The 13,941-nt window shown below is 44.1% G+C and carries 10 protein-coding genes and 9 tRNA genes; 17 read left to right on the top strand and 2 right to left on the bottom strand.

Annotated features, from left to right (window positions below; all coding sequences use genetic code 11):
- Positions 1-254: 254 nt before the first annotated feature.
- Complete coding sequence (gene rsgA / locus BS333_RS12945; protein WP_021710530.1) at positions 255-1,319, bottom strand: small ribosomal subunit biogenesis GTPase RsgA; 1,065 nt, start codon at positions 1,317-1,319, stop codon at positions 255-257.
- A 117-nt stretch (positions 1,320-1,436) separates the two neighbouring features.
- Here rsgA and orn point away from each other — a divergent pair, with 117 nt between their 5' ends.
- From orn to BS333_RS12895, 10 genes are all read left to right on the top strand, one after another.
- Positions 1,437-1,982 carry an oligoribonuclease gene (orn, locus tag BS333_RS12940; RefSeq protein ID WP_021710529.1) on the top strand — a complete coding sequence of 182 codons (546 nt, stop codon included), beginning with the start codon at positions 1,437-1,439 and terminating at the stop codon, positions 1,980-1,982.
- A 156-nt stretch (positions 1,983-2,138) separates the two neighbouring features.
- Positions 2,139-2,214, top strand: a tRNA-Gly gene (locus tag BS333_RS12935).
- A 55-nt stretch (positions 2,215-2,269) separates the two neighbouring features.
- Positions 2,270-2,346: transfer RNA gene (locus BS333_RS12930), tRNA-Met, on the top strand.
- Positions 2,347-2,450: 104 nt separating this feature from the next.
- Positions 2,451-2,526: transfer RNA gene (locus tag BS333_RS12925), tRNA-Gly, on the top strand.
- Between the two features lie 52 nt (positions 2,527-2,578).
- A tRNA-Met gene (locus BS333_RS12920) sits at positions 2,579-2,655 on the top strand.
- Positions 2,656-2,759: 104 nt separating this feature from the next.
- A tRNA-Gly gene (locus BS333_RS12915) sits at positions 2,760-2,835 on the top strand.
- Positions 2,836-2,887: 52 nt separating this feature from the next.
- Positions 2,888-2,964: transfer RNA gene (locus tag BS333_RS12910), tRNA-Met, on the top strand.
- Positions 2,965-3,068: 104 nt separating this feature from the next.
- A tRNA-Gly gene (locus tag BS333_RS12905) sits at positions 3,069-3,144 on the top strand.
- A 52-nt stretch (positions 3,145-3,196) separates the two neighbouring features.
- Positions 3,197-3,273 (top strand) — tRNA-Met (locus tag BS333_RS12900).
- 103 nt (positions 3,274-3,376) lie between these two features.
- Positions 3,377-3,452 (top strand) — tRNA-Gly (locus BS333_RS12895).
- A gap of 847 nt (positions 3,453-4,299) precedes the next feature.
- Here the strand turns inward: BS333_RS12895 and queG are convergent.
- Entirely contained in the window at positions 4,300-5,427 is a 1,128-nt protein-coding gene (queG, locus tag BS333_RS12890) for a tRNA epoxyqueuosine(34) reductase QueG (protein WP_021710909.1), read from the bottom strand.
- A gap of 276 nt (positions 5,428-5,703) precedes the next feature.
- Here queG and tsaE point away from each other — a divergent pair, with 276 nt between their 5' ends.
- The 7 genes from tsaE (at position 5,704) to hflK (ending at position 13,941) form a co-directional block, all read left to right on the top strand.
- The gene (gene tsaE / locus BS333_RS12885) at positions 5,704-6,168 is read left to right on the top strand and encodes a tRNA (adenosine(37)-N6)-threonylcarbamoyltransferase complex ATPase subunit type 1 TsaE (protein WP_021710908.1); all 465 of its coding nucleotides are present in this window, start codon (positions 5,704-5,706) and stop codon (positions 6,166-6,168) included.
- On the top strand, positions 6,162-7,886 hold the full coding sequence (locus tag BS333_RS12880; protein WP_021710907.1) for an N-acetylmuramoyl-L-alanine amidase: 1,725 nt from the start codon (positions 6,162-6,164) through the stop codon (positions 7,884-7,886). Before tsaE ends, BS333_RS12880 begins: the two co-directional genes overlap by 7 nt.
- Before the next feature lie 17 nt (positions 7,887-7,903).
- Positions 7,904-9,979, top strand: coding sequence for a DNA mismatch repair endonuclease MutL (gene mutL, locus BS333_RS12875; RefSeq protein ID WP_021710906.1), 2,076 nt, complete (start codon positions 7,904-7,906; stop codon positions 9,977-9,979).
- Positions 9,976-10,908 (top strand): tRNA (adenosine(37)-N6)-dimethylallyltransferase MiaA, encoded by a 933-nt coding sequence (gene miaA / locus BS333_RS12870; protein ID WP_021710905.1) that lies wholly within the window; start codon positions 9,976-9,978, stop codon positions 10,906-10,908. Before mutL ends, miaA begins: the two co-directional genes overlap by 4 nt.
- Before the next feature lie 194 nt (positions 10,909-11,102).
- Complete coding sequence (gene hfq, locus BS333_RS12865; protein ID WP_021710904.1) at positions 11,103-11,366, top strand: RNA chaperone Hfq; 264 nt, start codon at positions 11,103-11,105, stop codon at positions 11,364-11,366.
- Positions 11,367-11,403: 37 nt separating this feature from the next.
- A complete protein-coding gene (gene hflX / locus BS333_RS12860; RefSeq protein ID WP_021710903.1) occupies positions 11,404-12,693 on the top strand; it encodes a ribosome rescue GTPase HflX in 1,290 nt (429 codons plus the stop codon).
- Positions 12,694-12,738: 45 nt separating this feature from the next.
- Positions 12,739-13,941, top strand: a complete 1,203-nt coding sequence (gene hflK / locus BS333_RS12855; RefSeq protein WP_021710902.1) for an FtsH protease activity modulator HflK — start codon at positions 12,739-12,741, stop codon at positions 13,939-13,941.

Below are 13,941 nucleotides of genomic sequence, written 5' to 3'. Positions count from 1 at the left end.
CTTCTGTTAGATTCTCGCGTTAAGACGCGAGATATTACTAAATTTTGTTCTTATTGTCTGTCTTATCCCAAAAAGCCTGTTGCTATAAGGTGAGAGAGAAACAAAGAGATCCATTGAGCTGTTGTATTGACGATAAAAAGCTGACGGTTCAACTTACCGATTAATCATCACAATGGTTGCTATATACCCAAGCACCTGAAATGACTTGGGTATAAGTACTTGACGTTTAATTATACAACATTGAGTGCGTTTGACTACAAATCCGCTTTCTTACTGCGTGAGTACTGTCGGTTTGCTTTATTTTCCAACATGCTATCCAAAATACGATGATAGTTATCAAATCGAACTTGGCTGACTTCGTTTTGTTCTACCGCTTCACGTAGTGCACACCCAGGATCGTCTCCATGTTTGCAATCTCTGAATTTACACAAACCAAGAAATGGACGAAACTCGACAAAAGCTTTGGTGATTTCCTCTGCTTCTAGGTGCCAGAGGCCAAACTCGCGAACACCAGGAGAGTCTATCAGATCACCGCCTGTCGGGATGTGGTATAGGCGGGCAGCTGTTGTGGTATGTTGACCTAAACCAGAGTTTTCTGAAATGGCCCCTTCTTCAACTTCATTTTCGAGCTCCGGCATTAATGCGTTAACCAAGCTCGATTTACCCACGCCAGATTGCCCGACGAAGATATTAATTCGTCCATGAAGATGGGCTTCTAACTCGGCGATGCCTTCACCGGATTCTTTACTCACAAACAGGACTTTGTAGCCAATACGTTGATATTCTGTTAGCCAATCTTGATAGGTATTTCGTTCTTCGACGGAGAGTAAATCAATTTTGTTGAGTACCAGCAATGGTGCTATTTTTAGCGTTTCTGAAGCAACAAGGTAGCGGTCAATAATATTGAGTGAAAGTTCAGGTAAGACCGACGACACAATCACCATTTGATCAACATTGGCAGCAACGGGTTTTAAGCCATCGTAGTAATCTGGGCGAGTTAAAACGGAGGTTCTTGGCTCGACGGCTTCAACAACACCAGAAATACCTGACATCGATTCTAACCCTTCTCGCCACAGCACGCGGTCACCAGAGACAAGAGATTCAATGCCGCGGCGAAGATTACAACGCTGAATGTCACCGGTTTCTAGGTCTTCGATGTCGGCATGTTGGCCAAAGCGTGTAATGACTAACCCCTGCTTACTGGCACCGAGCATCGCTTCATCCCACTGGATTGAATCTTCTTGCTTTTTTAAACGCTTTTGTTGGTTGTTGCGTACTCGACGCACTTGACCTTTGGTTAACTTTTTCTTTTTTGCCACAATTTTGTACTTAATATGAGTTCGCTCAACCGTTTTGATCGGCGTTGTGAGTATCGTGTTTCAAGTATTTTCAGGTATAGTACCTCTTTTAGCGATAAACAAATAGGCGGCATAACTATGTCTTTTAGCGATCAAAACTTGATTTGGGTTGACTTAGAGATGACAGGACTTGATCCTGAAACGCATAAAGTCATTGAAATCGCTTCTATTGTCACCGACAGTGAGCTGAATATTTTAGCCGAAGGGCCAGTACTTGCGATTCATCAAGATGACGCAGAATTAGCCAAGATGGATGAGTGGTGCACCAATACTCACACTAACAGTGGATTGGTCGAACGTGTGCGTCAGAGCCAAATTTCTGAGCAACAGGCGGTTGAACAAACTATTGCTTTCTTAGAGCAGTGGGTGCCAAAAGGTGTTTCACCTATCTGTGGCAACAGTATCGGACAAGATCGTCGCTTTCTCTACAAGCATATGCCGGAATTGGAAGCGTACTTTCATTATCGCTACTTGGATGTCAGTACTCTGAAAGAACTTACTCGTCGATGGAAGCCACAGATATTAGCTGGATTCAGCAAACAGGGAACGCATCTTGCGCTCGATGATATTCGTGAGTCGATTGCCGAACTTAAATACTATCGAGAAACCATTTTTAAGATCTAACTGTTAAAGCTGTGATCCAAATTGTTGAAACTAATGAGTGTTTTGCTTGCTTTTTCATCAGTCGAAAAAAAAATAAAGTTTTTTTGAAGGAAGGGCTTGCATCGCAAGAAAATGCTCTTATAATTCGCAGCCCTAAACAGCGGAAACGTTGTTGATGCGACACTAGCTCAGTTGGTAGAGCGCAACCTTGCCAAGGTTGAGGTCACGAGTTCGAACCTCGTGTGTCGCTCCACTTTCTCTTAAGAAAGTGAGATGACTTTTCATTACGTTTAAGTGATGAGTATGGACGCGGGATGGAGCAGCTTGGTAGCTCGTCGGGCTCATAACCCGAAGGTCGTCGGTTCAAATCCGGCTCCCGCAACCAAATTCAAGACAGTTTGATGGTTAGTATTCATAACCTTCAGGCCGTCGACGGATGCGCCGCCCGGTTTAAATCAGGCCCCGCAACCAAATCTCTAATGAGAATATGCGACACTAGCTCAGTTGGTAGAGCGCAACCTTGCCAAGGTTGAGGTCACGAGTTCGAACCTCGTGTGTCGCTCCATTTCTCTTGGAAGTTTCATAAGCTCTCATTGTGCTCAACAATGACATACGGACGCGGGGTGGAGCAGCTTGGTAGCTCGTCGGGCTCATAACCCGAAGGTCGTCGGTTCAAATCCGGCCCCCGCAACCAAATTCAAGACAGTTTGATGGTTAATATTCATAACCCTCAGGTCGTCGACGGATGCGCCGCCCGGTTTAAATCAGGCTCCGCAAGCAAATCTCTAATGAGAATATGCGACACTAGCTCAGTTGGTAGAGCGCAACCTTGCCAAGGTTGAGGTCACGAGTTCGAACCTCGTGTGTCGCTCCATTTCTCTTGGAAGTTTCATAAGCTCTCATTGTGCTTAACAATGACATACGGACGCGGGGTGGAGCAGCTTGGTAGCTCGTCGGGCTCATAACCCGAAGGTCGTCGGTTCAAATCCGGCCCCCGCAACCAAATTCAAGACAGTTTGATGGTTAATATTTATAACCCTCAGGCCGTCGACGGATGCGCCGCCCGGTTTAAATCAGGCCCCGCAACCAAATCTCTAATGAGAATATGCGACACTAGCTCAGTTGGTAGAGCGCAACCTTGCCAAGGTTGAGGTCACGAGTTCGAACCTCGTGTGTCGCTCCATTTCTCTTGGAAGTTTCATAAGCTCTCATTGTGCTTAACAATGACATACGGACGCGGGGTGGAGCAGCTTGGTAGCTCGTCGGGCTCATAACCCGAAGGTCGTCGGTTCAAATCCGGCCCCCGCAACCAAATTCAAGACAGCTTGATGGTTAATATTTGTAACCTTCAGGCCGTGATGGATGCATTGCCCGTTTTAGTTCAAGCAGCGCAGCCAAGTCTCTTACGAGAATATGCGACACTAGCTCAGTTGGTAGAGCGCAACCTTGCCAAGGTTGAGGTCACGAGTTCGAACCTCGTGTGTCGCTCCAATTCATTAAGTGAGAATAAGGTTGAGATAACCGTATCTGACTTAACAGCTTCCTGCATTTTTCATCAGCAGGACCAATGATGCTTACTCAATAAGAACAATAGCCACCTTCGAAAAGAAGGATGTTGTAATTGTCTTTTGGGATAAATGTTCTTTATTATGTTTAGAAATTAAGGCATCTAGCGTACTAAATCACGTGCTCTAAAAGTAGGAAGTATCTTTGATTAGGCCACGTGTTCAAATCCAGTCTTTTTGATTGGCTCATAGCTCTTTCATCATGCTGAGAAGCATTGTCCCCTAAAATAAGCGTTATTTTTCTGTATTTGATAGCAGATTTATCTACTCATTTTTGAAACATGTTCATATTAACCAAGTGTTGTATGCATGGCTTTCTGAGTATCTTTCAACTTTTAATTAACAGAGTTACCCACAGAATTTGTTCTGTGGATAAGTTGGTTGATAAAGTGTTTTCTCTTGAGAATAGATTTGAACGGTATGAGTGATCTTCTGATTGTTCAGGAAAAACTTAAAGCTGTGTTTTTAATTTAAGTTATTGTTATAGTTAGACTAATTATTATTTTTCACCAAAAAAAATAATATAATTAGGATCTTTACTGGATTTTTCTTTGATCTTCATCATCAATTTATCTTGTGCTTAACTTTTTAAAACTCTTCCTTTTACCTAATCTTGTATCTTTTTTTCCACACTGAATAAATGAGAGCAGTGTCATGAATTGTTCATGTAAAAAAAGTTCTCAATCTCTTACAGATAAGCTACGAACTTATTAACCTTAAATGCATTATTCGATCGGGTCACTTGGGTATACATGAGTATAAGGAATGAAAAGCTAGGCGTCTCTGGGTAAACCTTTTTCAATAATTCTGATTAAACGTTTTTGTTTCGTTTCTGCTTTTTCAGTACGATTAAAGCTAAGGTTGTTGACTTGTTGCTCTAAAGCCCAAGCAATATGTTCATCCAAAAGGGGACTTTGGCCCTGCCTTGCTTCTAAGGCTGCGATAGCTTTGTGACTGTATTCTGCATTACCTAAAGCGACTGCAATATTTCTTAGCCACTGGGTGTGACCAATGCGACGAATGGGGGAACCTTCCATGTGTTTCAAAAAAGTGGCTTCATCCCAGCTGAATAGCGTCACAAGGTCTGGTTCTTGAAAGTTTTCACGGCGATGGAAATCTTCTTGCTCGGTGATGTCAGCAAAACGGTTCCATGGACAGACAAGCTGGCAGTCATCACAGCCATAGATACGATTACCGATGGGTTGGCGAAACTCTTCTGGAATGACGCCATCAAATTCTATGGTGAGATAAGAGATGCATCGTCGAGCATCAACGACTTTATCAGCTACTATGGCTTGAGTCGGGCAAGAGGTCATGCAAGAGTGACATTTACCACATTGATCTTGGCTCGGTTGATCGACTGGCAAAGGCAAGTCGATTAATAACTCACCTAGGAAAAACCATGATCCACAATCTTTGTCTAAGATAAGAGAATGCTTTCCTGCCCAACCTAATCCTGCTTTTTGAGCCAGTGGACGTTCTAGGATGGGAGCGGAGTCTACAAAAGGTCGGTAACCGAGCTGCTCCACTTCTTTTTCGATACGTTGGCCAAGCTTGTTGAGCTGTTTTCTTACCAGCTTGTGGTAGTCACGTCCAAGTGCGTAGCGGCTAATGTAGGCGTGGTTACGATTGGCTAAGTTAGAAGCGAACCCGGCTTCTGGTGGCAAGTAATCCATTCGAACACTGATCGCGCGGAGAGTACCAGGTAAGAGCTCATCAGGTCGAGCTCGCATCATCCCATGGCGAGCCATCCAATCCATAGAACCGTGATAGTTGGAATCTAACCATTTTTGCAAGGCTGTTTCATGTTCACTAAGATCAACATCGCAAATACCGACTTTCTGAAAGCCAAGTTCTTTGCCCCAGATTTTTATTTGTTGTGCGAGTTGTGTGTAATCCATGTTGTATCACCAAGAAAAAGGGTGGCGGATCTTAACGGATCTAATGATAGGGTGCCACTAGAAAGTCTAGCAAAAAAGAGTAAGCACGCTTCTTAGCGAGCCAGTATGACACTAGGTGTATTCAAGATTGGCTTGTTCAAGGGGGCATTTGGGCTTTTTCATTACTTTTTTTATATATATGACATTTGAGAGCTTGTCTCTCAAAACCAACACAGTTTACTATTCTTGTTATTTTGATTTTTTTATAGTCGACGATCATCAGTCAGAGAAAAAACCATGAACACAAAACTCTTTAATCTTAAAAATGAGCACGAAACAGTCGCTTTGGGTTCGGCGTTAGCTCAAGTGTGTTCTCAACAAACAACCATTTATTTGCATGGTGATTTAGGGGCAGGTAAAACTACTTTTAGCCGAGGGTTCATTCGTGCACTTGGCCATCAAGGCAATGTGAAAAGCCCAACTTATACACTTGTGGAACCTTACCAATTGGATAAGTGGCAGGTGTACCATTTTGACCTTTATCGCTTAGCGGATCCTGAGGAACTAGAATTTATGGGGATTCGTGATTACTTTACGCCTGATGCTATCTGTTTGGTTGAGTGGCCCGAAAAAGGGCACGGCTTATTACTACAGCCAGATTTAGACGTGAATATACGCTATGTCGGTGAGCAAAGAGTTGCTGAGCTAACAGCGAATAATGATTATGGAATACAGTTACTAAGTTTGTTGGAGCTATGTTGATTTTCTCAAAATTTAGAGCTGCAGTGACTTTATTTACTGCTGTCTTTGTTCTTATTCCTCACTTAGCGCTAGCTAACGTTGTTAAAAGTTTTCGAGTGTGGCCTTCACCTGATGAGACTCGAGTTGTCATTGATTTGAGCTCAGAAGCGAATTACTCCTACTTTTCTCTTTCTGGCCCGGATCGTCTTGTTGTGGATTTGAAAAATACCACCATGCAAGCGAAGTTACCTTTAAATGTTACTGAAAGCCCAGTTTTAAAGCGCGTTCGTAAGAGTACACCTCCAGCTAAAGGGACCTATCGTTTGGTCTTCGAGCTGAAGCAAGCGGCGGGTGCAGAGCTTTTTACGCTTAACCCTACCCCTGGAGGTCAGTACGGTCATCGTTTAGTGGTTGATTTACCACATGGCAAAAAAGTCGTTAAGCCGAAAACTGCAAAACCATCGAATACAACAACGCCAAGTAAAGACATGAGCAGTGTCAAACGAGGACAAGAGATCTTAATTGTGATTGACCCAGGACATGGTGGTGAAGACCCTGGCTCGATTGGTCCATCTCGTCGTAAGTACGAAAAAGATGCGGTATTAAGCATTGCTCATAAGTTGGCAGCTAAACTGAATGCTGTGCCTGGCGTTAAAACTCGTATGACGCGCTCTGGGGATTACTTTGTCAACTTGAACCGACGTGTCGCCATCGCCCGTGAAAATGATGCCCATTTACTGATCTCCGTGCACGCTGATGCTTTTACTTCTTCGAAGCCTCGTGGAGGCTCTGTATTTGTTTTGAACACGCGTCGAGCCAATACAGAAATTGCTCGTTGGGTTGAAAACCACGAGAAACAATCAGAACTCTTAGGAGGCTCAGGTACCGCTTTCGTAAGAAATACGAAAGATAAAAATGTTAACCAAACCTTGTTAGACCTACAGTTTAGTCACTCTCAGAAGGAAGGCTATAAACTGGCGAAAGAGATTTTAGGTGAAATGGGGAAAGTGGCGCGCTTACATAACTCGAAACCCATTAATACTAGCCTCGCGGTATTACGCTCCCCTCAAATTCCATCGGTATTAATTGAAACGGGCTTCATTTCTAATCCAACAGAAGAAAAGCTACTATTTCAGCGCGCACACCAAGACAAATTAGCCAGTGCGATAACAAAAGCGGTAGTGAAATATTTAAAAGAGAACCCTCCGGAGGGAACGGTATTCTCTTCAACACACAAGCCAATTGTACATACGGTTAAGCGTGGAGAGTTCCTATCGGTCATTGCTCAGAAATATGGCACATCGACAAAAGCGATCATGAGTGAAAACAACCTCAAATCCAGTCATGTAAAAGTAGGGCAAAAACTTACAATTTTTGCTGGTGCTTCTTCACCAACTGCAGTACCGGCTCAGCGTAGCTCGGTGAGAACAGAAACGATTACGCACACCGTTAAATCTGGCGAGTTTTTGGGTAAGATTGCCAGTCATTACAAAGTGAAAGTCGCAGATATCCGCCGAGAAAATAATCTTAAGTCGGATACCTTGTGGGTTGGGAAGAAACTAAAAATCACCGTGGCAGTCAAAGACAAGCCTGTGCAAAAGCACAAAGTCGCCCGCGGTGAGTATTTAGGCAAAATTGCGAAGAAATATGGTGTCAGCATGGCCAGTTTACGTAAGGCCAATAAATTGCGTTCAGACACGTTACATGTTGGACAAGTTCTGATTATTCCTAACAACTAGATGAGCTTAAACCTATCATGACGATTAAGATTTTACCGGCTCGATTAGCCAACCAAATTGCTGCAGGAGAAGTGGTCGAAAGACCCGCCTCCGTGGTCAAGGAATTGGTTGAAAACAGTCTTGACTCTGGTGCTACCCGTATCGATATCGATATCGAAAAAGGCGGCGCTAAGCTGATTCGTGTTCGGGATAACGGTAAAGGTATTGTGAAAGATGAATTAGGTTTAGCGCTCAGTCGCCATGCGACATCGAAAATTCATACCTTGGATGATCTTGAAGCCATCATGAGCTTAGGCTTTCGTGGTGAGGCTCTCGCAAGTATCAGCTCGGTATCACGCCTGACCATGACTTCACGCCCCGCGACTCAGGAACAAGCCTGGAGTGCTTACTCCGAAGGGCGGGATATGGAAGTAAAGTTACAGCCAACAGCACACCCTATCGGGACATCGGTAGAAGTGTTGGATCTGTTTTTTAATACTCCTGCCCGCCGAAAGTTTCTGCGAACTGAAAAAACAGAATTTACTCATATTGATGAGCTGCTAAAACGGATTGCCTTGAGTCGTTTTGATGTGACGATTAATGTACGTCACAACGGTAAAATGGTCCGCCAATATCGAGCGGCAACCAATCAATTACAAATGGAAAAGCGTATCGCAGCTGTGTGCGGTAATGGTTTTGTTCGCCATATGTTGCGAATTGAGTTGGAGCATCAAGGTCTCAAGCTGCATGGTTGGATAACCACACCAGAAGGTGCTCGGCAGCAAAGTGATTTGCAATACTGCTATGTCAATGGCCGGATGATGCGTGACAAGTTAATCAATCACGCGATTCGTCAGAGTTACTCGATGAGTCTTAAGCCAGAGCAGTTTGCCGCTTATGTGTTGTTTATAGAATTGGATCCACACCAAGTGGATGTCAACGTTCATCCTGCGAAGCATGAAGTGCGTTTCCATCAAGCTAGGTTAGTGCACGATTTTATCTATCAAGCGCTTGCTGATGCTTTGGCCCAAGGTTCGGTAGTCGATACTCCACAAATTAATGAGTCCGCATTTCATTATACTTGTGAGCCATCAGCCGATGAGCAACATGTTGAGCGACAAAAGGTGCCTGAACAGTCTGTCCCTAAGCAGGTTTATCAAGCCATTAATGATACTCCGGCTTATCCTGGACGCAACGATTATGAAGCCAACCATCGAGCTGAAAACGGCAACCGTTTTTCAGCACGAGAAGCTGAAACAGCAGAAAGGACAACCACGACCGATTGGATTGAGTCTAAGCCACTTGTAAAACAGAAACCTCAGCAGGAACGATACTCTGAGCCAGCACCAAGCCAACAAGAAGTGCGTGCCTATCAGGAGTTATTACAAACTCCAGAGGGTAACGACAATGTTCCAGCACAGTCAGCGTCTAAACAGTCAGCATCTAAACAATTCGCTTCAGAACAGTCTGCTTCAGAAGAGCCTGCCCCTGAACGACGAGCATCGAAACCGTTAACCTCAAACGAGTCTTTACCAGCGCCTACTCAATTGGGTAAAGCGTTAGCCATTGTGGAGCAACAGTTTGTGCTAATGAGCAGCAGTCATGGGGTCGCTTTAGTGGCACTTACGAAAGCGGAGTTTTATCGGACTCAAGGACAGCTTACCCCTGTTCATGAGCCCTTAAAGGCGCAACCTCTTTTGGTGCCACTATCGATAAAAATAGAACCGGAATTACTTAACTTAGTGACAACATATCCGCACTGCTTTGCTCAGCTTGGTATTCAGCTTAAGCTGCGTAATGATAAGTCAGTGATGGTTATGGGTGTCCCTTCTCCTTTGCGACAACAAAACTTACAATCTTTAATCCCAGATCTGTTATCTTACGCGCAAACACGCATGAAGAAAGAGGGCGTCGCAGAAGGCGCTATCATAGCTGAGCTTATCGATTGGCTTGCAATTCAGGTTACGACGGTGAAGAGCCACTATACTCTTTCTGAAGCAATTCAAATTATTGCAGAAATTGAGCAGCTCAAACATGGTGTATTACCATTGGAGGATACAGAGTTTGTATCCTCTGTTGACTTTTCTGCCACTATTGCCAAATTAAAACCATGACAGATAAATTACCTTTGGCTCTCTTCTTGATGGGCCCCACCGCATCAGGGAAGACGGAGTTAGCAATACGTTTACGGGAAAAATATCCGGTTGAAATTATCAGTGTAGATTCAGCGTTGATCTATAAAGATATGAATATTGGTACAGCAAAGCCAGATGAACGCGAGTTGGCGCTTGCTCCCCATCGCTTGATCAACTTGCTCGATCCTAAGGAAGCATACTCGGCCGCCGATTTTCGACGTGATGCTTTACAGGCAATGGATGAAATTGTTCAACAAGGAAAAATTCCGCTGCTGGTTGGTGGAACCATGCTTTACTATAAGGCATTACTTGAGGGTTTATCGCCTCTTCCGGCTGCAAACTCGGAGATTCGTCAGCAAATTGAGCAAGAAGCATTGACTAAGGGCTGGTCGGTGTTGCACGATGAACTTAGCGAGATAGATCCGGTATCAGCTGCGAGGATTCACCCTAACGATCCTCAACGTTTATCTCGTGCGCTGGAAGTCTTTCGTATTTCAGGTAAAACTTTAACAGAACTAACACAGACGAAAGGCGAACCTTTGCCATATAGTGTAAAGCAGTTTGCAATAGTCCCCAAGGATAGGGCAGAACTCCATCGTCGAATTGAATTACGCTTCGACAAAATGATGCAGGCAGGATTTGAACAAGAAGTCAGGGCATTACATGCACGAAAAGACCTTCATGTTGATCTTCCTTCTATTCGTTGCGTAGGTTATAGGCAGATGTGGGAGTATTTGGATGGCGATTGCACTCGAGATGAAGCGGTTTTTCGTGGAGTTTGTGCAACCCGTCAATTAGCCAAGCGTCAAATCACCTGGTTACGCAGCTGGAATGATTTAACTTGGTTGAATAGCGATGACATTGATGAAGCGCTCGACACCATATCAGAAGCAATAGCATCTGCTTGATGTCACTGTGTATAATGTGATCGTTTTTGCGTGAATGCACTCTCAACTTGATGGTTGTTGGCACTTCCTAAACTTAGGTGCTACAAACTTAGAGTGCTTTTTTGATTCGTTTAGCACATGTGCAAAAATTTGTACTTTTTGCATCGCACCACTTGCTAAATAATTACAACAACAAATTAAATAAGGAAAATAAAATGGCTAAGGGGCAGTCTTTACAAGACCCATTCCTAAACGCGTTACGCCGTGAACGCATTCCAGTATCGATTTATCTTGTGAATGGCATAAAGTTGCAAGGTCAAATTGAATCATTCGATCAGTTTGTGATCCTCTTGAAAAATACCGTCAATCAAATGGTATATAAGCACGCAATTTCTACCGTTGTGCCGGCTCGTCCTGTGAGCCATCATAGCGGTGAACGCGCTCAAGGCGAGCGTCCACAAGAAAAAACTGAAGATTAATTTTTAATTAACATGTTTATAAAAAGAGGTTGATTGCTTGTTTGACCGTTATGAATCCGGTGAGCGAGCCGTACTTGTTCATATCAACTTCACGCAAGAAGGGGAGTGGGAAGATCTAGCTGAATTTGAAATGCTGGTTTCTTCCGCTGGGGTAGAGGCACTACAAGTTGTTACTGGTAGCCGCCGCTCCCCGCACCCTAAATATTATGTTGGAGAGGGTAAGGCTCAGGAAATTGCAACAGCAGTGCAATTGGCTGGAGCTGAAATCGTGATTTTTAATCACTCTCTCTCACCTGCCCAAGAACGTAATCTAGAAGCGTTGTGCAAGTGTCGAGTTCTCGATCGCACAGGTCTTATCCTTGATATTTTTGCCCAACGAGCTCGAACTCACGAAGGGAAGCTGCAAGTAGAGCTTGCCCAACTTCGTCATATTTCAACTCGTTTGATTCGAGGCTGGACGCATCTTGAGAGACAAAAAGGTGGGATAGGTCTTCGAGGACCGGGTGAAACCCAGTTGGAGACGGATCGCCGTTTATTGCGTGAAAGAATTAAAACCATACTTCGTCGCCTAGAAAAGGTTGCGAAGCAGCGAGAACAAGGGCGACGCGCCCGAAACCGAGCCGAAATTCCAACGATTTCACTCGTTGGTTACACCAATGCTGGTAAATCGACGTTATTCAATTGTATAACTGAAGCGGGGGTATATGCCGCCGACCAACTATTTGCAACGCTTGATCCGACGTTACGTAAAATCGAGCTAGCCGATGTGGGGCCTGCTATCTTAGCGGATACGGTTGGTTTTATCCGACACTTACCTCATGATTTGGTTGCTGCATTTAAAGCAACGTTACAGGAAACGCAAGAAGCTGACATTTTGTTACATGTTGTTGATGCCAGTGATGAGCGTTTTCGTGAGAACATTCAAGCTGTTCACGATGTATTAGAAGAGATAGACGCACATGAAGTGCCAAGTCTCGTTGTCATGAATAAGATTGATAACTTAGAACAACCACTCCCACGCATTGAGCGTGATGAGCAAGGTATACCTCGTACGGTTTGGGTATCTGCGATGGATGGCATTGGTATCGAATTACTATTTGAGGCGCTAACCGAACGTTTAGCTTCAAAAATGGTAGAGTACCAGTTGCGTGTTCCTCCTGAATACCAAGGAAGAATTCGTAGTACATTTTTCCAAATGAAGTGTATACAGCGTGAGGAATATGACCAAGAAGGGAACCTGTTGATCGATGTTCGAATGCAGCAAGTGGATTGGTCTAGACTTGAAAAAAGAGAAGGGGCAGTTTTAGTCGACTTTATAGTCACTTAAAGGACTGCTACAGTATAACGTCATATCAAATGATGGAGCTTTCTAATGGCGTGGAATGAGCCTGGAAATAACAACGGCAACAATGGCCGCGATAAGGACCCATGGGGTAATAATGATCGTGGTAGCCAACGTCCTGGTGGACGGGAACAAGGTCCACCAGATCTTGATGAAGTCTTTAACAAACTGAGTCAAAAGTTAGGTGGTAAATTCGGTAAAAAAGGTGGTGGTAGTTCCTCCGGTGGCGGGAGTGGTGCGATTGGGTTTGGTGTCATTGCCGCTATCTCGATTGCTGTTTGGTTCTTCGCTGGTTTTTACACCATTGGTGAAGCTGAGCAAGGTATCATCTTACGTTTAGGTAAATACGAACCCGAGGTCGTCGTCGAACCTGGTCTGAACTGGCGTCCTCGTTTTATTGATGAATATCGAGCTGTAAACGTACAAGCGATTCGTTCGTTGCGTGCTTCTGGTCTCATGCTGACCAAGGATGAAAACGTAGTGACAGTCTCAATGGATGTACAATATCGTGTGGCTGATCCGTATAAATATTTATACCGCGTCACCAATGCGGATGACAGCTTACGTCAAGCGACAGACTCGGCGCTTCGTGCTGTTATCGGTGATTCCTTGATGGACAGTATTTTGACTAGTGGTCGCCAACAGATCCGTCAAAGTACCCAGGAAACTCTGAATCAGATTATCGATAACTATGACATGGGTTTAGTCATTGTTGATGTAAACTTCCAATCCGCTCGCCCACCCGAGCAGGTAAAAGACGCATTTGATGATGCTATTGCTGCTCGTGAGGATGAAGAGCGTTTTGAACGTGAAGCAGAAGCATACAGCAATGATATTCTTCCTAAAGCAACAGGTCGTGCTGAACGATTGAAGAAAGAAGCGCAAGGTTACAGTGAACGAGTAACGAATGAAGCTCTGGGTCAAGTAGCACAGTTTGAAAAACTGTTGCCAGAATATCAAGCGGCTCCTGAAGTAACTCGTGACCGTTTGTACCTTGATGCAATGGAAGAGGTGTACTCAAACACATCGAAAGTGCTTATTGATTCTGAGTCTACTGGTAACATGTTGTATCTACCGATCGACAAACTTGTTGGTCAAGATGGAAAAACACAAACAAAACGTAAATCAAGCTCGTCTTCGACTTACGACAAAATTGAGTTGGAATCTCAGGTTACTAACAGTACAACGAATACACCATCTCGCTCAACAAGTACACGCCAAGGGAGATACTAA

Origin of the sequence: Vibrio azureus, from assembly GCF_002849855.1 — a bacterium.
Lineage (GTDB): Bacteria > Pseudomonadota > Gammaproteobacteria > Enterobacterales > Vibrionaceae > Vibrio > Vibrio azureus.
This window is presented reverse-complemented; position numbering and strand designations above follow the sequence as displayed.